Here is a 19,066-nt window from a genome sequence, read left to right as displayed (position 1 = left end):
CGCTGCCCGCCCAGGATTCGAACCTGGAACCTCCGGTACCAGAAACCGGCGCAACTACCAGTTGTGCTAGCGGGCATCCCGAACCTGTCGATCCGGCGGTATCCCCTGGCTGCCATGCCCAAGCCTCGCCCCGCCCGGAATGGCCCGACCAAGGTGAGAAGGCGGCCCCGCGTTGCGGGGGCCGCCTTCTTGGAAGGTACCGTCGCCTGCTGCCGACGCGCCCTGTGGCGCTGTGGCGTGCACGCAAATGGCAGATCGCCCCAACTAGGCAGTCAACACAGCGTGCGGACCTCCCGGTCCCGTGGTGAAACTAGGCGCCGATCTGGTGCTGTGCCTCCTTGGTTTCTATCTCGATCTTGCGCGGCTTGGCCTTTTCGGTGACCGGAATCCGCAGGGTCAGGACACCGCCGTCGTACACATTTCCCTACCAGCCGATCTGTATTGGCTGATATAGATTTTTTAGCACCGGAGGAAGGATCCTTCAAGCATCTGCGGAGATTTTTTTGGCCGGTTTTTCCGGGATCGGGAACCCTGCGGCGGGACCGGGCAGCCCTCTGGCGTTGCCACCTGGCGTTGCACCGAGTGCCCTCCGGAGAGACCGTCAAACGCCGCCTGGCCAGTGATCTGCCGCCACATGAAAACCGGCGTCCGGGCGAAGACGGCCCAGCGGGACAATCGGGAACGGCACCAGTATCCAGCGTGGCCGGCTCGCATCCCGGCACCGGCTCTTCGGAAAGGTCACTCACCGGGCTCGTCCACATCCAGCGAAACCCTGTCCCTGCCTGACCGGAGAGACCTCCCTTTTCGCTATAAATCCAAGAATCAAACCTGGGCTGATTCCAACATGTGCCGGAACCCGGTGCCGGGTTCTCCGTTCGGGTTCTTTCCCGTGAGTGTCCGGGAGCGGGTCCACTGGGCCCTTGCGGCGTCGGCGAGACGGTGTCGGGTACGTGTTCCTGGTTGTTGCCATCGCCTTCCCCACGTCGTCCAACTGCCCGTCTTCCGCGTCAACGCCGTCGACATCGGCCCGGGCGGGGTCCGCCGCCGGGCAGCGGACGGCACTAAACTGAATCAGTGCAACCCTCCCTTTGGCTCGCCCTTGCGGGCGCCGGCGTCCTGATCAGCTTCACTCCCGGCGCAGGCGCCATCAACACGATGAGCAACTCACTGAATTCGGGCTTCCGCCGCTCGATCTGGGGCATCCTCGGCCAGCAGGCCGCCCTGATCGTGCACATCCTGATCGTGGCTCTGGGGGTGGGGGTTCTGGTGGCGAGCTCGCCGGCGGCTTTCAATGTCATCCGCTACGCCGGCGCTGCTTACCTGGTGTATCTGGGCGTCCGGCAGTTCCGGCACAAACCGGATCTGGACCAGGAGAAGGCCGCCGCGCTGCGCAACGAGGCGGCGCTCTCCATGTTCCGCCGGGGGCTCTGGGTCAACCTGCTGAATCCCAAGGCCATCGTGTTCTTCCTGGCCTTCATGCCTCAGTTCGTCCGTCCGGACCAGCCGCTGCTCCCGCAGTACCTGGTCCTGTCCCTGACGGTTATCGTGATCGACATCCTGGTCATGTGGCTCTTCTTCGCCGCCGCGGCCAAGTCGTTCCAGCGGTTCACCCACGACGTGCGCGGGCAGCAGATCCTCAACCGGACCTTCGGCGTGCTCTTCGTCGCGGTCGGCGTTCTACTGGCCCTGATCCACTGAGCCACGGTACGCCCGGCCTGTGACACATTCAAGCAACTAACATGACAGATGCTGTAACACTGCCGGGTTGACGGCTAGCCAAGAGACGTCCGCATCATTCATGCTTAGCTATGGACTCACCGTCGAGGCAGTACCGGATCATCACGGTCTGCACCGGAAACATCTGCCGGTCCCCGATGGCCGAGCTGATGCTCGCGGAGGCTTTCGCCGCCGAGGGCCTTGCCGCCGCGGTCGTGGACTCGGCCGGAACAACGGCCTACGAGGTTGGCCGGCCGATCGATCCCCGCGCCGCCCGCAAGCTGCTGGCCCACGGCACTTCCTCAGACCATCACGTGGCGCGGGAATGGCGGTCCGAATGGTTCCAGAGCCACGAGCTGATCCTGGCCCTGGATGTGGACCACTATGGCTGGCTGCGGCAGGCGGCACCCGACCACGAGTCCCTGTCCAAGATCCGGATGCTGCGCAGCTTCGATCCCGCGGTGGCGGGCATGGACACCCTGGACCAGGGCATCGAGGACCCGTGGTATGGCGGGCACGCGGACTTCGACCTGACCTGGAATCTGATCCATGCCGCCGTGCCCGGCATCGTGGAGCACGTCCGCACGCATCTGGCCCAACAGGGTGCGGTGCAAGGGCAGCGTCCGGAGCAGCGGGTACGCTCTATTTCATGACTCCCGCACCTGTGATCATCGCCATCGACGGCCGGTCCGGCGCAGGAAAGACCACCCTGGCGATCGAACTCGCCGTCAGGCTGCGGGAACATCACAAGGTCTCGCTGTTCCATCTGGAGGAAATCTATCCCGGCTGGAACGGACTCGCGGCAGGCATAGAACGCTACGTCTCCACGGTCCTGCGACCTCTCCAGCACGGCAAACCTGCCGAATGGGTCAGTTGGGATTGGAACCGCCACTACGACGGCGAAACCCGTACCACCCAGCCCGCCGAGATTGTCCTGGTAGAAGGCGTGGGCGCAGCGGCCGAAGCCGCCCGCCCGTTCCTGGCCGCCGTGGTCTGGGTGGACTCACCGGACCAGGACCGCCGCAGCCGGGCACTCGAGCGCGACGGTGCAAGCTACGAACCCTACTGGGATCAATGGGCCGCCCAGGAGCAGGAATGGCTGGCCGGGGATGACGTACCGGCACACGCCGACGTGCGGGTAGTCAATCTCGCGGACGGTGCCGCCCCGGAGGAGGTGCTGGAGTCCCTCCAGTATCTGCCCGCGCTGGCCCCGGTACTGATGCCGGAACTCGCGGCCCGCAGCGGGCTGCAGCTCCGGGCCGAGCGGATCGATGCCGCGCCGGACGCCGTCATGCTGTTCGAGCGCCTCTTCGGCCACTCGGCCAATGCGGTATGGCTGGACTCCTCCCTCCCGCCGGAAGGACGGGGGCCGCACGTCGCGGACCAGGACGGTGCGGAACGGGACGGTGCGGAACGGGGCGGTGCGAAACGGGACGGCGCGGCCGAACGGAGCCGGTTCAGCATCCTGGCGGACGACGGCGGCCGGTTCGGCCAGACGGTCCGGCACAGTTCGGGCGAGACTTCCGTGAGCGTCGGAAACGCCACCGTCAGAACCGAGGGACCGTTTTTCCGCTGGCTCGACGGCGCCTGGGGCCGAAGTGCGCTCCGCGCTCCCGAAGGCTACCCGGGCGAGTTCGCGCTGGGCTGGCTGGGGTATCTCGGCTACGAACTCAAACGCGAGACCGGCGGCAGCGACGTTCGCTCAGATACGCCCGACGCCTGCCTCCTCTTCGCCGGACGCGCCGTCGTGCTGGACCATCTGGAGCGTACGGTATGGCTGCTCGCCCTGGACACCCCCGATGCCGGGGAGTGGCTGGCTGCGGCCCGGTCCGCCGTCGCGCAGACCGGGGCGGCGGCGGTGCCGCAGGCCGGAGCGGTGCCTGCGCCGGCGGGGGGAGGTGGCGCCGTCGAACTGCCGGCCGGGCCGGACTTCGCCGCGCGGGACTCGGAGATCGCCTACAAGTCCAAGATTGCCGACGCGCAGTATCAGATCGCCGAAGGAAACAGCTACGAGGTCTGTCTCACCACCGCCCTGACGGCGCGCGTGCCGGCCGGCGGCCTGGACCCCTGGCAGGCATATCTGGCGCTGCGGCGCCGCAATCCAGCGCCGTTCGCCAGCTACCTGCGTTTCGGGGAATTCAGCGTGGCCAGCACCTCGCCGGAGCGCTTCCTGCGCATTGCGGCCGACGGCGGCATGCGGGCCGAGCCGATCAAGGGCACCCGGCGACGGGACCCTGACCCGGTACGGGATGCGGGGCTGAGACGGGAACTGGAAGCCTCACCCAAGGACCGCGCCGAAAACATCATGATCGTGGACCTGCTGCGCAATGACCTGAGCCATTTCGCCGTGCCCGGATCCGTGTCCGTCAGCCGGCTCTGCGCGGTTGAAAGCTACGCGACCGTCCACCAGCTGGTCAGCACCATCGATGCGCGGCTTCGGCCCGGCATGCCCCGGGCGGAGGCCGTCGCGGCCTGCTTCCCGGCGGGTTCCATGACCGGCGCGCCGAAGGTCAGCACGATGGCCATCCTGGACCGCCTGGAAGGCGCCCCCCGCGGCGTATACTCGGGGGCGATCGGCTACTTCTCGCTCAGCGGCGCCACGGACCTCGCCGTGGCGATCCGGACGCTGGTGATCAGCGAGTCCGCGGACGGGGACGGCGGTACCCGGCTGAGCCTCGGCGTCGGCGGCGCGATCACGGCGGATTCCTCTCCCGACGAGGAATATGAGGAGATCCGGACCAAGGCGTTCGGCGTGCTCTCCGCCGTCGGCGCCGAATTCCCGGCCGGCCGGGCCGGCGGTTCCTGACGGCGGGCTACTGCAGCGTCGCCGTCAGCCGTGCCACGTTGTCCACGTACTTGACTAGCATGGGACGCTGCATCCAGTCATCGGGCGTCAGTTCGCGCGAGATGTCCCGGTACGTGTCCTCCACGGCGCGGAGCCGCTGCACGATGTCCTCGCCCAGGAGCATCACCGAGACCTCGAGGTTCAGCGAAAAGGAACGCATGTCCATGTTGCTCGAGCCCAGCACGGCAACCTCGTCGTCAATCGTGAAGTGCTTGGCATGCAGCACAAAAGGCGCCTTATACAGGTAGATCCGCACCCCGGCCTCCAGCAGCGCCTGGTAGTAGGACTGCTGGGCATGGTGGACCAGGAACTGGTCGCCCTTTTCCGATACGAACAGTTCGACGTCGACGCCACGCTGCGCGGCCGTCGTCACCGCGTAAAGCAACGAGTCATCGGGAACGAAGTACGGACTGCAGATCGAGACCTTGTGCTGCGCCGAATAGATCAGCGTGTTGAAGAGCCGCAGGTTGTTCTCTGTGATGAAGCCGGGACCGCTGGGGACCACCTGGGCCGTGATGTCGCCGGCGTGCAGCTCGGGCCGGTGCCCGAGCTGGTGCTCGAGCGACTCGTCGGTTTCGCCGAGCCAGTCGGTAGCGAAAACCACGTTGAGGGTGGTGACGATCGGACCGCGCAGGCAGGCCATCAGCTCCACCCACTCGCGGCCCACCCTGCGGTGCCGCGGATTGTTGTAGGAGGGCTCGATCAGGTTCTGCGAACCGGTGAAGGCGATTTCGCCGTCGATTACCATGATCTTGCGATGATTGCGCAGGTCAGGGCGGCGCCACTGCCCGTGCACGGGCCGCAACGGCAGCATGGGCCGCCAGCTGATCTTGCTGGCCTTGAGCCGGGCGATGAGTTTGCGGTAGCCCTTGATGCGCAAGGTGCCGAGGTGGTCGAACAGGACGCGGACTTCGACGCCGCGCTCGGCGGCTTCCTCGAGCGCGGTGAGCAGCTCGTCGGTGACATGGTCCGTGCTCATGATGTAGAACTCCGCGTTGACGAAGTCCTTGGCCTCACGGACGGCCGCCGCCATCGCCCTGATGGAATCCGGATAACCCGGCAACAGCTCCACCTTGTTGCCGTCCACCATCGGCAGGGAGCCGAGGGTCTTGTTCAGTTCCGCGGCGGAAGCCACCCACTCCGGACCGTCGTAGTGGCTTTCCAGGCTGGCCAGTTCCAGTGTGCCCTCCCGGACGCGCATGTTCACGGCCTGCTGCTGGGCCCGGCGATTGCGGGAGAGTCGGAAGTTCCCGAAGAGCAGGAACAACGCCAGGCCCAAGGCAGGGACGAAGAAGATGCCCAGCAGCCAGGCCATGGCGGTGGTGGGACGGCGGTTTCCGGGGATGATGCCGAGGGCCAGCACCCGGATCGCAAAGTCGATCAGGGTCAGGATGAGGATTGCCCAGGAGGGGAGCGTTCCCATCAGCGGAAATGGCCACAGCACAGGCAAACCCCTCATGTTCCAGACCCGCGGAGCATTTCCGGAACGGGCAGCCTTCAGATCCTATCGCGGCCCGCGCCGCACTAAGCTGAAACCATGACTTCTGCCTCTGTTGCCGGCCCCGCCACGGTGCTGGTGTTCCTGGACCCCGAGTTTGAAAACGGCCGGGTTGCTGACGCGTCCCAACCGCAGCTGATGGCCACCGACCAGGGCGCCACCCGCGGCGACGGCGTGTTCGAGTCGCTGCTGGCCGTGGGCGGCCGGCCCCGTAAACTGCAGGCCCATCTGGACCGGCTGGCCAGCTCCGCGCGGGTTCTCGAGCTCGAGATTCCGGCGGAGGACCAGTGGCGGCGTGCCATTGAGACGGCGATCCGCGAGTTCCGGGGTCCGCAGGTGCCGGACGTGGCGGAGGCGCCTGCCGCTGCGGAGGCCCCTGCCGCTGCGCCGGCTGATGAGCTGGTGGTGAAACTCCTCGTGACGCGCGGGGTGGAGGGCGAGGGGGGGCCCACCTGCTGGGTGCAGGTCTCCGCTCCCGGCGCCGCCGGCCGCCGCCAGCGCGAGACCGGGATCGACGTCCTGCTCCTGGACCGGGGCTACGACAGCGAGGTCGGCGAGCGGGCCCCGTGGCTGCTGCTCGGCGCCAAGACCCTCTCCTACGCCGTCAACATGGCCGCGCTGCGCTACGCCCACCATCAGGGCGCGGACGATGTCATCTTCACCTCCGCGGACGGCCGCGTCCTCGAGGGTCCGACGTCGACAGTCCTGCTGGCGCACCTGGAAACGTCCGACGACGGCCAGGGCGGCGTCCGCACGATCCGTCGGCTCATCACGCCGCAGCTGGACAGCGGAATTCTGCCCGGAACCTCCCAGGGCGCCTTGTTCACCGCGGCCAAGGCCGCCGGCTGGGAGCTGGGCTACGGGCCGCTGGAGCCGAAGGACCTGCTCGACGCCGACGCGGTCTGGCTCATTTCAAGCATCAGGCTGCTGGCCCCTGTCAACCACATTGACGGCAAGGAGATCGGCACTCCGGAACTGCGCAAACAGCTGACGGCAGAGTTGAATGCGCTCTACGCCACCATCGAGTAGCCGGTTCCCGGCGCTTCAGCGCACTCAGGCCCAGGCCTCCCGGAGCGCCCGCCAGGCGTCGTCGTCGCGGTCCGCGCCGGGGCCGGCTGACGTGGTGTGGCTTTGCTTGTCCCGGCGCCCAGCCAGTCCGCGAACGTGCCGCACCAGGCCGGCCAGCATGAACACGGCCGTGAACAGGGAGTAAACCGGGACGAGCGGCACGAGCCACCGGTGGCGCAGCAAGAATCCCGGCCAGGGCGTGCCGGTGTGGGCCGCCACTGTGTGTAACAGGCCCCGCGTCCGGCGGGAGCGCAGCCGCCAGAGTTCCCGCAGAGTCGACGAAGACGCGGCCTGGATCCGGACCCGCGGCGCGAAGCCGACACGGTAGCCGGCCTTGCATACGCGCCAGGCAAGCTCCAACTCCGCGTCTGCCGCGCCCTCCCGGAAGGGCCCGATCTCGGCCAGCACTTTGCTCGGGAACGCTTCGATGCCGCCGGGAAGGAACGGGAGGCCCCCGCCTGCGGCCAAGACCCGTCGGGTCATTCCGGTACCAAGATGACTGAGCGCGGCCAGCAGCCCGCCCCGACCCCGGTTCCAGCGGGCCGGCCAGTCATCCCCGTAGACGGCCCCGGTGCGCCGGTCCTCAAAGCCTTGAAGCATGCGGTCGACGGTGCACCGGCAGAAGATCGCGTCCGCGTCGACAAACATCAGTACGTCGCCCGCCGCATGCCGGGCGCCCAGATTCCGGGCTGCTGCCCGTCCTCCATGGGAGTGCCGCAGGACCTTGATCCGAGGATCCGCCACGGCGAAGGAGGCCATCAATTCCGCGGTGTTGTCCGTGGAGCCCTCGTCAACGAGGACGACCTCATACCGGGCGTAACGGGTCCGCGTGATAGACCGGACGCAGTTGTCGATGACGCTGGCCGCATTGCGGGCCGGAACAATGATCGACACGCTGGGCCATTCATCCCACAACGTGGGCACTCCCTGGCGCCGGCGCTGGCGGCAGGGAGCTCGAACCCCACCGCCAACGGCAGCGCGAGCAGCTGGACGAGTCCAAATACGGCGATCGGCAGGCCCGGGATGAGCAGCAGGAAAAGTTGGATACCCGGGTCTGCTGCGTCAAACCACGGCATAGGCGTACGCTCCGATTCCCTGCCGGAACGAGGCGGGGTTGAAAGAGGGAAGGTTGAAGGAGGCCAGGACTGCATCAAGCAGTTCCGGTGCCGACTCGCTGCTGGCCCCGAAGCGGGCGTTCACGTCCAGTACCACCGGCGTCCCGTCGTCCCGGCGCCGGACCGCGAGCTCGACAGGGCCCGTCAGTCCCAATGAACGGACGGCGGCCATCGCAAGGTTGCCGACGTCCATATCCTCGCCGGCCACGGCCCGGCGGACGCATCCGTCCGCCCTGCCCGGGTTTCCGTCTGCCGAGGTTGTCCTTTCTGCCACGATCACGAAGGGAGCCGTTCCGTTGTCCGCGGGGGTTCCAAAGACCAAGGGAAGGTATTCCGTCCCGGGAATGTATTCCTGCACGATCTGCCCGTCGGGCAGCGCTGCCCAGTCGACATGTTGGCTGCCGTCGATGAACATCACGGAACCTTCGCCGCGGCAGACTCTTGGCCTGACGACTACGGGGCCGTCCAGCGCCGCCATGGCGTCATCCGCGCCGGCGAAATCCCCGGGAACGCCGCAGCGCGGGACCGGGACTCCGGCCGTGCGGAGCTGCCAGGCGGTGAAGAGCCTGTCGTTGGCCAGTGCCACGGGTCCCGGGTCCCCGATAATGACGCGGACGTCCCGTCCGAAACCGGCGCGGGCGGCCGAGAGGTGGGTCAGCTCCTCGCTGGCCGCCGGAATGACGAGATTGATGCTCTCCCGGGCGACGAGGCGCCGTAGCGCCGGTACCATTTCCGGATCGGTGGCGGGGGGAACCCGGACCGCAGTGAAGCCCGCCCCTACCGGCAGTTCGCGGACGTCGGCTCCGAGGAAGGGAATGTCTCTGGACTTCAACTGCGCCGCTAGCGCGCGCCCGGCAGGGGCGCCGGCACCGGTGATCAGGATACGGGGTTTCACGGTTTCTCCATTCAATTCAATTCTGAGACGGCGCCCAGGGTGTGGCATGACCCTGCGCGACACGCCTTCAAGCAGCGGCGGTTTGCACCTTGAGGCCGCCGGAAGCGTGGCAGCCTCGCCTACCAGTAAAAGCGAGCGGCCTATCACAAGGCCCGAGTAGCCGATACTCGAAACTGGCTCCGGCGCATAGCCCGGGCGGACCCGCGATACGTGGACTGGGCTTCCGGCTACCCAGATGGCCCGCACCCGGGGCGAGCATGGGCCGCGAACCATGGGCATGTCCCACGCTGGTCCCGCTCGACCGGGGAGCATGTCCCACGCTGGCACGTTCGGCTGGAGAGCATGTCCCAGGCTGGCGCGCAGGGATGAGCATAGTGGCCCTATGTCCATCGCTGGTGCCCCCGGGAGGGCATGTCCACCACTCAGCGGGACGTCACGGGGAGAGCATGTCCACCGGTCGGAGGCAGGGATGGACATGGTGGCTCTATGTCCATCGCTTGTGCCACCGGGAGGGCATGTCCACTCAACGGGACGTCACGGGAGGGCATCTCCACCGGTCAGCGGGACGTCACGGCAGGGCATGTCCACCGGCCACGGGAGAGCATGCCCCACGGCCGCACGCAGGGATGGACATGGTGGCTCTATGTCCATCGCTGGTGCCCGCGGGAGGGCATGTCCACTCAGCGGGACGTCACGGGAGGGCATGTCCCACGCTGGCACGCAGGGATGGGCATAACGGCTCTATGTCCATTGCTGCCGCCTCGGGGAGTGCATGTCCACCACTCAGCGGGACGTCGCGGGAGGGCATGTCCACCGGTCATGGTTGAACGACCCTTACCGGACACCGGAGTGCGCCCGCAGGCTGACGTCCGCTCCGGGGAGGCAGGCGCCGGTTACGGAACATGACGGCGACGGCGGTGCGCCAGCGGGCCGCAGGTGTTACGTTTTTGCAGAGTAATGAGAACCGGCGTCAAGCCCTGACTGGCCGGTCGGCAACCCTCTTCGCGGCGGGGTGCCTCAGGTGAATACTCGGCATATCGACCATTCGAGCTGCAAGCGTGAAAAGAAGGAGTCCCGTCGTGCCCGACGCGTCCGCCCCCGCTGTTCCGAGGACAGCAACCGCCCCGTCCCCCGCTGTCCCCGGCTCTGCCGCCGAGGAAAAGCTGGCCTACCGCCTCTACACCGGCCCCGACGACCGCTCCTTCTGCGAGCGCGTTTCCACCGCACTGGCCGACGGCTACGTGCTGCACGGCAGCCCGTCCGCAACGTTCAACGGCAGCACCGTCATCGTGGCCCAGGCCGTGGTGCTGCCGGCCGCGATTGCCAGTGCGGACGCCGCCGTCGCCGATGCGGTGGAGGACCTGGACGGCGAAGCGTATGGCTTCGAAGATGTTATCGGGGGCCACGCATGAGCTACGCCGGAGACCTCAGCCCCCGGGATGCGTGGGCCAAGCTCGAAGCAGGCGCCATCCTGGTCGACGTCCGCACCGAGTCCGAATGGGCCCGCATCGGCATCCCGGAAACCGCGTCCGCGAACGAAAAGCGGACTGATCCGTTGTTCATCCAGTGGAACCTGGCCGGCGGCGTCCCCAATTCGCACTTCATTGAGCAGTTGAAGCAGCAAGCCCCGGATGCCGCCGGGACCGAACTCGTCTTCCTGTGCCGTTCCGGCGCCCGCTCCATCGCCGCCGCGAACGCCGCCACAGAGGCCGGCTTCGTCTCCTACAACGTCCTTGAGGGCTTCGAAGGCGCGCCGGACCAATACGGCGAACGAAACGTCAACGGCTGGAAGAACCGCGGGCTGCCCATCAACCCCGGAAAGATCTAAATGACTTTCAATCCCGACGCCGCCGCCTGGAGCGCCGAAACCCAGGCTGTCCGCGGCGGGCTCGACCGTACCGGCTTCCAGGAAACCACCGAGCCGATCTTCCTCAACTCCGGCTTCGTCTACGAATCCGCCGCCGCCGCGGAGCGGGCCTTCACCGGCGAGGACGAGCGGTTCGTCTACTCCCGGTACGGCAACCCGTCGGTCGCGACCTTCCAGGAACGGCTCCGGCTGCTTGAAGGCACCGAGGCGTGCTTTGCGACCGCGTCGGGCATGTCCGCGGTGTTCACCGCGCTCGGCGCGTTGCTCGGCGCCGGCGACCGCGTGGTCGCCGCCCGCTCGCTGTTCGGTTCCTGCTTTGTGATCCTCAATGAGATCCTGCCGCGCTGGGGCGTGGAGACGGTATTCGTGGACGGACCGGATCTGGAGCAGTGGCGTTCGGCGTTGTCGGAGCCCACGACGGCGGTCTTCTTCGAGTCGCCGTCGAACCCGATGCAGGAGATCGTGGACATCGCGGCCGTGAGCGGCCTGGCGCACGCCGCGGGCGCGACGGTCGTCGTCGACAACGTCTTTGCCACCCCGCTGTTGCAGCGCTGCGGCGATCTCGGCGCCGACGTGGTCGTCTACTCCGGCACGAAGCACATCGATGGCCAGGGCCGGGTACTCGGCGGCGCGATCCTGGGCACCAAGGAATTCATTGACGGTCCGGTGAAGCAACTCATGCGCCACACCGGCCCCGCGCTTTCGGCGTTCAACGCCTGGGTGCTCACGAAGGGCCTGGAGACCATGGCCCTGAGGGTGAAGCACTCCTCGGCATCGGCCCTGCGGCTGGCTGAATGGCTCGAGGAGCAGCCCGCGGTCAACTGGGTGAAGTACCCGCTGCTGCCGTCCCACCCGCAGTACGAACTGGCGGCGCAGCAGATGAAGGCCGGCGGCACAGTGCTGACGCTGGAGCTTTCACCCTCCCCGGGGCGCTCCGCCCAGGAGGCAGCGTTCGTGCTGCTGGACGCGCTGCGGATCATCGACATCTCCAACAACCTGGGCGACGCCAAGTCCCTGATCACCCATCCCGCCACGACGACGCACCGCGCCATGGGCCCGGAGGGCCGCGCGGCGATTGGTCTCAGCGACGGGGTGGTGCGGCTCTCCGTGGGCCTGGAAGACATCGACGACCTGATCCGCGACCTCGGCCAGGCGCTCAAGCAGGTGTAGGGCTTCTTCCCTCCGCGGGATGACAGTCCGCGGCAGTATTTCCGCACTGCCTGGACCTGTTGTCCCGCTCAGGACCTCCCGCTCAAGGTCTCCCGCTCAGGACCTCCCGCTCAGGGTCTCCCGCTCAGGCCCGGCGGGCCGGTCCCCGCGATGTCTGGTCCGCGCGTTGCGAGGGTTCCGTCCCTTGAGTAGTCACCTCGACCGCGCGGTCGACGACGGCCACTAGTCCGCCGTGCTTGAACGGCTGGCGCTGCAGCTGGGAACCGGTCCCCTCGGCGAGGATCCGCGCGATGCCCTCGCGGACCAGCTCCAGCTCACCCTGCTCGGCCAGCACCGGCGCCAGATAGTCCACGAGCGCCTGGACCACCTGGGCAGCCGGGGCCGGCAGGAACGTCCCGAAGTCCAGCAGCTCCCCGCGAAGCCCGCAGTTGCTGGCCTGCCAGGCGGCCATCCGCAGCAATAACGTGGGTACCGGGGCGGGCTCCACGCCGTCGGCCCACTCCCGGCCGGCCGACTCCACGAGGGCGCGCACCAGCACGGCAATCAGAGCCGCGTCCTCGGCTCGGAGGCAGACGTCGGCGACCCGGACCTCCACCGTGGGGTGATGCCGGCACAGCCGCGCGTCGAAATAGATCATCCCTTCGTCCAGCAGCACGCCGCTTTCCACCAGCCGGGTCACGACCCGCCGGTAGACGGGCAGGCTGCCGAAGATCATCGTGGGACCCGAGCCCGGCCAGCGGTTCCAGGCCTGCGTACGGTAGCTTTCAAACCCGGTCTCCGCACCGTTCCAGTACGGGGAGTTTGCGCTGAGGGCTACCAGCACGGCCAGCTTGTCGCGGATCCGGTCCATCACCGCCACACCCTCCTCGGGGGACTCCACGAAGGTGTGAACGTGGAAGCCGCAGGTGAGCTGGTTCCGGACGGTGAGCCCGAAGCGTTCCTGCATGGTGACATAACGCGGCGAGGGAGTGGTGTGCGTTGCGGAGCCGCGGGGCGATGTCGCCAGGGCCGCGACACGGCCGCCGTGGGCCCTGGCGGCCTGGTCCGTGAGGGCCCGGCCCTGCCGGAGCTGCCGGAGCAGCTCGTTGTAGTCCAGACACGGCCGCGTCTGGGTTTCAATTTGCTCCAGCTTGAGTTCAAAGCTGAAGCCGGCGTCCTCGTGGACCGGCTGCTGCGCTGCGACCACCCGCCCGGCCTCCGGCGCCGGCGGGAGCAGGACCGGCAGCATGACATCGGCCAAGGCCAGCGGCAGCCCCGTTTCCGGGTCCACTATCAAGAGTTCTTCCTCGACACCGAAGGTGCGCATGAATCTATTGTGCGTCAGGACTTCCGGAAACGCGCTACCCCGCTGCGGTGTCTCGCCGCCCCCGGAATCCCTCCGCGACGGTCCGGGAAACCCTCATACCGGGATCAGTTCAGTCCTGGAAGTACTCGATCTTCGCTCCGATGGTGTTGAGCCGCTCGGCCAGATCCTCGTAGCCGCGCTCAATCACGTAGATGTTGCGCAGCTCGGAAACCCCTCGGGCGGCGAGCATCGCCAGCAGAAGGCAGGCCGCGGGGCGGAGCGCCGGCGGGCAGCCCACTTCTGCTGCCCGCCACCTGGTCGGGCCGTTAACGTAGATCCGGTGCGGATCCAGAAGCTGCACCTGGGCGCCGAGTTTGTTCAGTTCGGTCAGGTAGATCGCACGGTTCTCATACACCCAGTCGTGGATCATGGTCTGGCCGTGGGCGTTGGCAGCAATGACCGCGAAGAAGGGCAGGTTGTCGATATTCAGGCCGGGGAACGGCATCGGGTGGATCTTGTCCTCCGGCGCCCGCAATTCCGAGGGCTTGGTAGTGACATCCACCAGCCGGGTACGGCTGTTGCGGGCCAGATATTCGCCCGACACCTCGAGGCCCTGGCCCATTTGTTCGAGCGTCGCGAGTTCGATCTCCATGAACTCGATCGGGACACGGCGGATGGTGACTTCCGAGTTGGTCACGATGCCGGCGGTAATCAGGCTCATCGCCTCGATCGGATCCTCCGATGGGAAGTACTCGATGTCGGCGTCGACCGAGGCCCGGCCGGTGATTTTGAGGGTGGTCGTACCCACGCCCTGGATCTCGACGCCGAGCATCTGCAGGTAGAAGCACAGATCCTGCACCATGTAGTTGGGGCTGGCATTGCGGATGATGGTGGTGCCGGGGCGGTGGGCCGCGGCCATGATCGCGTTCTCGGTGACGGTGTCACCGCGTTCGCTCAGTACGAAGGAGCGGTTGTCCCCGTCCGACGGCGGCGCCTGCACGGTGTAGAACCCCGACTTCGCCTCGACGCTGAGGCCGAACTGGCGCAGCGCCTGCATGTGGGGCTGAACCGTGCGGGTGCCGAGGTCGCAGCCGCCGGCGTACGGCAGGCGGTATTCGCCGGATTCGTCCAGCAACGGGCCGAGCAGCATGATGACGCTGCGGGTCCGGCGGGCCGCCTCTACGTCCATGGAATCAAGGTCCAGCACGGCGGGGCGGCGGATCTGCAGATCGTTCGCGTTGAGCCAGCTGCATTCGACGCCGATGCTGGTCAGCACTTCCACGATCCGGTTGACTTCCTCGATCCGCGCCAGCCGGCGCAGCGTCGTGGTGCCGCGGTTGATCAGGCTGGCGCACAGCAGCGCGACGCCGGCGTTCTTGCTGCTGTTGACAGCCACCGACCCGGACAGCGTGTGGCCGCCCTCGACCCGCAGGTGGGTCATCTGCGGCCGGCCGACCTTGACGATGCTCCGGCCGAAGATGGATTCCAGCCGCTGGATCATTTTCAGGCTCAGGTTCTGCTTCCCTTGTTCCATCCGGGCAATGGCGCTCTGGCTGGTGCCCAGTTCGGCGGCGAGCTGTCCCTGGGTCCAGCCCTTCTGGCCGCGGGCATCGCGGAGCAGGGCGCCTACGTGTTCGGCAGTCTCTTGTGTCATACCTAAATATATCACCAATGAGCTATGGGACCGGGAAACTACCCCAGAATTCCAAGTGTCTTTGAGGAATACCCATCTTGTGCGATAAGTCGGGTGGATTTCCGTGATGCGGAGTGCCGCTGGCTGGGTGCTACTGCGGGCTGAGGAAGACGAGGTTCCAGGTCCCGGCCGCGAGCGCCGCGGCCACGGCGGCCGCGGCGATCCCGGCGCCGCCCAGCAGCACCCAGAGATCCAGGCCGCTGAAGGTCGAGGGCCGGGCCCAGGTCCGTTCGGCGCCGCCGAAGCCGCGCGCTTCCATGGTGACAGCCAGCCGGGAAGCGCGCCGGATGGCCTGCACGAGGAGCCCGAAGCTCTGCCCGAGCGTGGAGCGGAGGCGCTGGTAGGGAGTGCCCCGCGAGCCCACGCCACGCGCGCGCCGCGCCATGCCGATGGTTTGCCATTCCTCGGCCATGATCCCCACGAGCCGCAACGCGGCCAGCGTGCCCAGGACAAAGCGGTGCGGCAGTTTCGCGTTCTGGGCCAGCGCGTCGGCCAGGTCCGTAGGGTCCGTGCAGCTCATCAGCAGAACCGCCGGCAGCGCGATGGCCAGCCCGCGGAGCAGGAAACCCAGCCCGAGTTCGAGGGAGCCTTCGCTGATGGACCAGATGCCGGCGTCGAGCAGTATCCTGCCGCTGTCCGGCGCCAGGATGGCGGTGCTCCAGCCGCCCAGTCCCGCCGCCAGGATCAGCGGCCAGCCGCGTTGCCACAGCAACGCAAGGCTCAGTCCGGCGAGCGGAAACAGAGCCACTTCAAAGACCAGCGCCACCGAGGCGGAAACCCAGTCGATGGACAACGCCAACACCAGCGTAATCAGCACGACGGCGGCGAACTTGGCCAGCGGGTTCGCCCGGGTCAGCAGCGCCTGGTTGCCGCGCAGGTTCAGGACATCCCTCATGGCGCCTTCACCGGGTCCGGGTCCCGCCGGCCCGGGGTGTTGAGGCTGAGTTCGGTGCCGCCGAGCACGGCGGTGAATTCCGCGTCGTGGGTGACGGACACGACGGCGGTGCCGGCGTCGAGGAGCTCGGAGAGGAAGGATGCCAGCTCGGACCAGGTGTTGGCATCCTGGCCGAAGGTGGGCTCGTCCAGCACGAGCACCTGCGGATGGGCCGCGAGCACGGTGGCCACCGAGAGCCGGCGCTTTTCGCCGCCGGAGAGCGTGTAAGGGTTGGCGTCCACCAGCTCGGTCAGCCGCAGCCGCTCCAGCAACTCGTCCACCCGTTCTTCTCCACGGCCGAGGTGCCGGGGGCCGAACATCAACTCGTCGAGCACCCGGCCGGTGACGAACTGGTGCTCCGGTTCCTGGAAGACCGTTCCGATCCGGGCAATCAGCTGCTGCGCCTTCCACTTGTACGGATCGATCCCCGCGCCGGCGCTCAGCTCCAGCGTTGCGGAGACGGCCCCGGAGACCGGCGCCAGCAGGCCGGCCAGGGTCAGGGCGAAGGTCGACTTTCCGGAGCCGTTGGGGCCCGTGATGGTCAGGGCTTCGCCGGCCCGGACCCGGGCGGTGATGCCGGACTGCACCGCTACCGGAGGGATCGTGCGGAAGCCCCCGCGCACACCGGAACGGCGGCCGCGGTCGCGGGAGACGGCCAGGTTCTCGGCAGTCATCAGCAGCGTCCCGGCGTCGTGCCCTCCGGGCCTGCCGGTTCCCGCAGAGCCCACGGGAGTTGCCGGCCCCGTACGGCCCCGGGTCCGCGGCACGTAGCCGGGGACCCAGACGCCCGCGGCGGTGAGCATGTCCCGCGCCTGTGCCAGGACCCGGTCCGGCGGACCGTCGATCAGCACGGCCGGTTCCGTCGCGGTGCCGGGCTGGAGGACCACGATCCGGTCCACGAGGTCTTTCCACACGGAGACCCGGTGCTCCACGACCACGAGGGTGGCCCCGGTTTTGTCCAGGCACCGGCCCACGGCGTCCCGTACTTCCAGGACGCCGGCCGGGTCGAGGTTGGCGGTGGGTTCGTCAAGCAGGATCAGCCCCGGACGCATCGCCAGGATTCCGGCGAGGGCCAGCCGCTGCTTCTGTCCGCCGGACAGGGCCGAGGTCGGATGGTCCAGCGGCAGCCGGCCCAGCCCGACGTCGTCGAGCGCTTCCCCGACCCGGGTCCAGATCTCGGCCGCCGGAACCGACAGGTTCTCCGCTCCGAACGCGACGTCGTCACCGAGGCGGGAGAGCACCACCTGGGTTTCCGGGTCCTGTTGTACGAGCCCGGCCCGGCCCCGCTGCGCCCGCGGGGCGGCACCGTCGATGTGCAGCGTGCCGGTTTCGTCAGAGTCTTCAGCGGTCACCGCGCCTGAGTTGTCGCCGAGGGCGTCGGCGGCGTTGTCGCCGAGGACCCCTGCGAGGGCGTGGAGCAGCGTTGATTTGCCCGAGCCCGATGGCCCCAGCAGCAGCACCCGTTCCCCGGGGCTGATGTCCAGATCCAGCCCGTTGACCGCGGGCCGGGACCGGCCCGCGTGCCGCCAGCCCCAGCCGCGGGCCGTGACCCCGGCCGGGCGGACTCGGTCGGCGGTGCTCATGAGCCGCGGCCCGTCATTGCTGACTCCGCCCGGAGCAGTGCAGTCTTCAGGAGAACACGGGCTCCGTGGCGGCCTTGCGCGAGGGGAAGGAGCTCAGCACCCCGGTCTTTGCCAGGCCCCGGGTGGCGAGCCAGGACAGTCCACCGGCGATCACCGCACCGGAGACGGCGGTGAAGATGATGTAGGCGAGCTTGTCGCCGCCGGCGTAGGCGATGTTCCAGCCCCAGGGCAGGAACGAGTCGTTGAGGCCGCAGAAGAGGCCTGCGCCGGCACCGGCCAGCAGCGACACCGGCAGGTTGAACTTCTTGTAGACCACGGCGGCGAACACGAGCTCCGCGCCGAGTCCCTGCAGGAGGCCGGAGATCAGCACCGTCGTTCCGTACTGGGACCCCATGATCAGCTCGCCGGTGGCCGCCACGGTTTCGCAGAAGAGGGCCGCCCCCGGCTTGCGGATAATGAGCATGCCCAGCACGGCGGGAATCATCCAGCCGCCGGCGTAGAGCCCGGTCAGCGGCGGGTACAGCGCGTTGACCGGAGCAGAAATAAGGTTGGCGCCCTGGGACCAGGCCCAGAAGACAACCCCGCCGGCAACCGCGATCAGGGCAGCCACCACAATGTCCACCACGCGCCAGTTGTAGTTGCGCCGGGCCAGGCCCTGCTTGGCAGAAATGTCAGTCATATCGTCCTCCTGAGGAACAGGAGGGGAGAGTGCACCGGCCGGCCGCGGCTTCCGCCGCCCCGCCGGGCACTCTGAGAACTCGACTCCCTTGCGCCGGTACTAACCGGATCAGGTTCGAGGGTCTGCGGCTGTCCGCACTCTCAGCGCCCACCGATGGTCCCTGGATTCCTCCAGCTGCCGACGGCGGCGCTCCCCTGTCGTTTTTAAGATCACCCTTGTGGGCGCTGCCAGTTTACACCCGGCCGGCCGGGTTTCCGTTGGCGGCCGTCACATTCCCGCCGGATCACGCCCCGGCCGCACCCGCCGGGCCATCAGGCGGGGTCCGAACCGTCGGGTCCCTCCGGTCAGGGCCGGGACGCTAGGCTGGGGGAAGCCCCGTTCCCTCCCCGAAGGAGTCCGAAGAATGAACATCTTCATCAAGCTGCTCGGCACCGGCATCAGCCTGCTCGCCGGGTTCGTCGGCACCAAGATCGTCGACACCGTCTGGGAAAAGTCCACCGGCAACAAGCCGCCCAAGGGCCACGATGATGACATCCCCACCACGCTGCGCTCGGCCCTGACATTCGCGCTGATCTCCGCCTCGGTCAGCGCCATCATCCAGGTCCTCGCCAACCGCGGCACCCAGCGCGCCATCACCCGCTTCGCCAAGTCGCAGGACATCGTCTAGGCAGACAAGGCAGGCCACCCCGGGCAGCACCTGTACCGGCACCCCTTACCG

Annotated in this window: 16 protein-coding genes, 1 tRNA gene and 2 riboswitches; of the genes, 8 read left to right on the top strand and 9 right to left on the bottom strand. The window is 67.9% G+C overall.

Translation table 11 applies throughout. The features are described from left to right. Positions 1-2: 2 nt before the first annotated feature. Positions 3-76 (bottom strand) — tRNA-Gln (locus tag QFZ69_RS00490). Positions 77-1,074: 998 nt separating this feature from the next. On the opposite strand from QFZ69_RS00490, the gene QFZ69_RS00485 reads away from it, so the two are divergent. The 3 genes from QFZ69_RS00485 to QFZ69_RS00475 all read left to right on the top strand — a co-directional run bounded on the left by QFZ69_RS00485 (position 1,075) and on the right by QFZ69_RS00475 (position 4,522). Further along, positions 1,075-1,698, top strand: a complete 624-nt coding sequence (locus QFZ69_RS00485; RefSeq protein WP_306914811.1) for a LysE family transporter — start codon at positions 1,075-1,077, stop codon at positions 1,696-1,698. A gap of 110 nt (positions 1,699-1,808) precedes the next feature. Beyond that, on the top strand, positions 1,809-2,369 hold the full coding sequence (locus QFZ69_RS00480; protein ID WP_306914809.1) for a low molecular weight protein-tyrosine-phosphatase: 561 nt from the start codon (positions 1,809-1,811) through the stop codon (positions 2,367-2,369). Further along, positions 2,366-4,522 carry a chorismate-binding protein gene (locus tag QFZ69_RS00475; RefSeq protein ID WP_306914807.1) on the top strand — a complete coding sequence of 719 codons (2,157 nt, stop codon included), beginning with the start codon at positions 2,366-2,368 and terminating at the stop codon, positions 4,520-4,522. Before QFZ69_RS00480 ends, QFZ69_RS00475 begins: the two co-directional genes overlap by 4 nt. Positions 4,523-4,529: 7 nt before the next feature. Here QFZ69_RS00475 and cls read toward each other — a convergent pair whose 3' ends face one another. Beyond that, entirely contained in the window at positions 4,530-5,984 is a 1,455-nt protein-coding gene (gene cls / locus QFZ69_RS00470) for a cardiolipin synthase (protein WP_306914805.1), read from the bottom strand. A 114-nt stretch (positions 5,985-6,098) separates the two neighbouring features. Here cls and QFZ69_RS00465 point away from each other — a divergent pair, with 114 nt between their 5' ends. Beyond that, on the top strand, positions 6,099-7,088 hold the full coding sequence (locus QFZ69_RS00465) for an aminodeoxychorismate lyase (RefSeq protein ID WP_306914803.1): 990 nt from the start codon (positions 6,099-6,101) through the stop codon (positions 7,086-7,088). 24 nt (positions 7,089-7,112) lie between these two features. Here the strand turns inward: QFZ69_RS00465 and QFZ69_RS00460 are convergent, their stop codons facing one another. Both QFZ69_RS00460 and QFZ69_RS00455 read right to left on the bottom strand, forming a co-directional pair. After that, positions 7,113-8,021, bottom strand: coding sequence for a glycosyltransferase family 2 protein (locus QFZ69_RS00460; protein WP_306914801.1), 909 nt, complete (start codon positions 8,019-8,021; stop codon positions 7,113-7,115). A 168-nt stretch (positions 8,022-8,189) separates the two neighbouring features. Then, positions 8,190-9,137 (bottom strand): ATP-grasp domain-containing protein, encoded by a 948-nt coding sequence (locus QFZ69_RS00455; RefSeq protein WP_306914799.1) that lies wholly within the window; start codon positions 9,135-9,137, stop codon positions 8,190-8,192. A 953-nt stretch (positions 9,138-10,090) separates the two neighbouring features. Beyond that, a riboswitch (SAM riboswitch) is annotated at positions 10,091-10,202 on the top strand. A gap of 98 nt (positions 10,203-10,300) precedes the next feature. On the opposite strand from QFZ69_RS00455, the gene QFZ69_RS00450 reads away from it, so the two are divergent. The 3 genes from QFZ69_RS00450 to QFZ69_RS00440 are packed head-to-tail and all read left to right on the top strand — an operon-like array spanning position 10,301 to position 12,174. After that, the gene (locus tag QFZ69_RS00450; protein WP_306919545.1) at positions 10,301-10,549 is read left to right on the top strand and encodes a DUF1737 domain-containing protein; all 249 of its coding nucleotides are present in this window, start codon (positions 10,301-10,303) and stop codon (positions 10,547-10,549) included. Further along, positions 10,546-10,965 carry a rhodanese-like domain-containing protein gene (locus QFZ69_RS00445; RefSeq protein WP_306914797.1) on the top strand — a complete coding sequence of 140 codons (420 nt, stop codon included), beginning with the start codon at positions 10,546-10,548 and terminating at the stop codon, positions 10,963-10,965. The genes QFZ69_RS00450 and QFZ69_RS00445 overlap by 4 nt, the downstream gene beginning before the upstream one ends. Continuing rightward, positions 10,966-12,174 carry an O-succinylhomoserine sulfhydrylase gene (locus tag QFZ69_RS00440; protein WP_306914795.1) on the top strand — a complete coding sequence of 403 codons (1,209 nt, stop codon included), beginning with the start codon at positions 10,966-10,968 and terminating at the stop codon, positions 12,172-12,174. It abuts the gene before it with no gap. A 124-nt stretch (positions 12,175-12,298) separates the two neighbouring features. Here the strand turns inward: QFZ69_RS00440 and QFZ69_RS00435 are convergent, their stop codons facing one another. The 5 genes from QFZ69_RS00435 to QFZ69_RS00415 all read right to left on the bottom strand — a co-directional run bounded on the left by QFZ69_RS00435 (position 12,299) and on the right by QFZ69_RS00415 (position 18,348). Then, complete coding sequence (locus tag QFZ69_RS00435) at positions 12,299-13,480, bottom strand: glutamate--cysteine ligase (RefSeq protein WP_306914794.1); 1,182 nt, start codon at positions 13,478-13,480, stop codon at positions 12,299-12,301. Between the two features lie 109 nt (positions 13,481-13,589). Continuing rightward, positions 13,590-15,113, bottom strand: coding sequence for a UDP-N-acetylglucosamine 1-carboxyvinyltransferase (locus QFZ69_RS00430; RefSeq protein ID WP_306914792.1), 1,524 nt, complete (start codon positions 15,111-15,113; stop codon positions 13,590-13,592). A 130-nt stretch (positions 15,114-15,243) separates the two neighbouring features. Then, entirely contained in the window at positions 15,244-16,047 is an 804-nt protein-coding gene (locus QFZ69_RS00425; RefSeq protein ID WP_306914790.1) for an energy-coupling factor transporter transmembrane protein EcfT, read from the bottom strand. Further along, entirely contained in the window at positions 16,044-17,669 is a 1,626-nt protein-coding gene (locus tag QFZ69_RS00420; protein ID WP_306914787.1) for an ABC transporter ATP-binding protein, read from the bottom strand. The genes QFZ69_RS00425 and QFZ69_RS00420 overlap by 4 nt, the downstream gene beginning before the upstream one ends. A 46-nt stretch (positions 17,670-17,715) precedes the next feature. Next, on the bottom strand, positions 17,716-18,348 hold the full coding sequence (locus QFZ69_RS00415; RefSeq protein WP_306914785.1) for an ECF transporter S component: 633 nt from the start codon (positions 18,346-18,348) through the stop codon (positions 17,716-17,718). A gap of 67 nt (positions 18,349-18,415) precedes the next feature. After that, positions 18,416-18,554, bottom strand: a riboswitch (TPP riboswitch). A gap of 197 nt (positions 18,555-18,751) precedes the next feature. Here QFZ69_RS00415 and QFZ69_RS00410 point away from each other — a divergent pair. Continuing rightward, a complete protein-coding gene (locus QFZ69_RS00410; protein ID WP_306914782.1) occupies positions 18,752-19,015 on the top strand; it encodes a DUF4235 domain-containing protein in 264 nt (87 codons plus the stop codon). Positions 19,016-19,066 lie beyond the last annotated feature (51 nt).

The organism is Arthrobacter sp. V1I7, assembly GCF_030817015.1.
In the GTDB taxonomy this organism is placed as follows: Bacteria; Actinomycetota; Actinomycetes; order Actinomycetales; family Micrococcaceae; genus Arthrobacter.
This window is presented reverse-complemented; position numbering and strand designations above follow the sequence as displayed.

Coding starts and splice junctions, on each gene's coding strand:
- QFZ69_RS00480 (WP_306914809.1), top strand. CDS start 1,809: ATGGACTCACCGTCGAGGCAGTACCGGATCATCACGGTCTGCACCGGA.
- QFZ69_RS00475 (WP_306914807.1), top strand. CDS start 2,366: ATGACTCCCGCACCTGTGATCATCGCCATCGACGGCCGGTCCGGCGCA.
- cls (WP_306914805.1), bottom strand. CDS start 5,984: ATGGGAACGCTCCCCTCCTGGGCAATCCTCATCCTGACCCTGATCGAC.
- QFZ69_RS00465 (WP_306914803.1), top strand. CDS start 6,099: ATGACTTCTGCCTCTGTTGCCGGCCCCGCCACGGTGCTGGTGTTCCTG.
- QFZ69_RS00445 (WP_306914797.1), top strand. CDS start 10,546: ATGAGCTACGCCGGAGACCTCAGCCCCCGGGATGCGTGGGCCAAGCTC.
- QFZ69_RS00440 (WP_306914795.1), top strand. CDS start 10,966: ATGACTTTCAATCCCGACGCCGCCGCCTGGAGCGCCGAAACCCAGGCT.
- QFZ69_RS00435 (WP_306914794.1), bottom strand. CDS start 13,480: ATGCGCACCTTCGGTGTCGAGGAAGAACTCTTGATAGTGGACCCGGAA.
- QFZ69_RS00430 (WP_306914792.1), bottom strand. CDS start 15,113: ATGACACAAGAGACTGCCGAACACGTAGGCGCCCTGCTCCGCGATGCC.
- QFZ69_RS00425 (WP_306914790.1), bottom strand. CDS start 16,047: ATGAGGGATGTCCTGAACCTGCGCGGCAACCAGGCGCTGCTGACCCGG.
- QFZ69_RS00420 (WP_306914787.1), bottom strand. CDS start 17,669: ATGAGCACCGCCGACCGAGTCCGCCCGGCCGGGGTCACGGCCCGCGGC.
- QFZ69_RS00415 (WP_306914785.1), bottom strand. CDS start 18,348: ATGACTGACATTTCTGCCAAGCAGGGCCTGGCCCGGCGCAACTACAAC.
- QFZ69_RS00410 (WP_306914782.1), top strand. CDS start 18,752: ATGAACATCTTCATCAAGCTGCTCGGCACCGGCATCAGCCTGCTCGCC.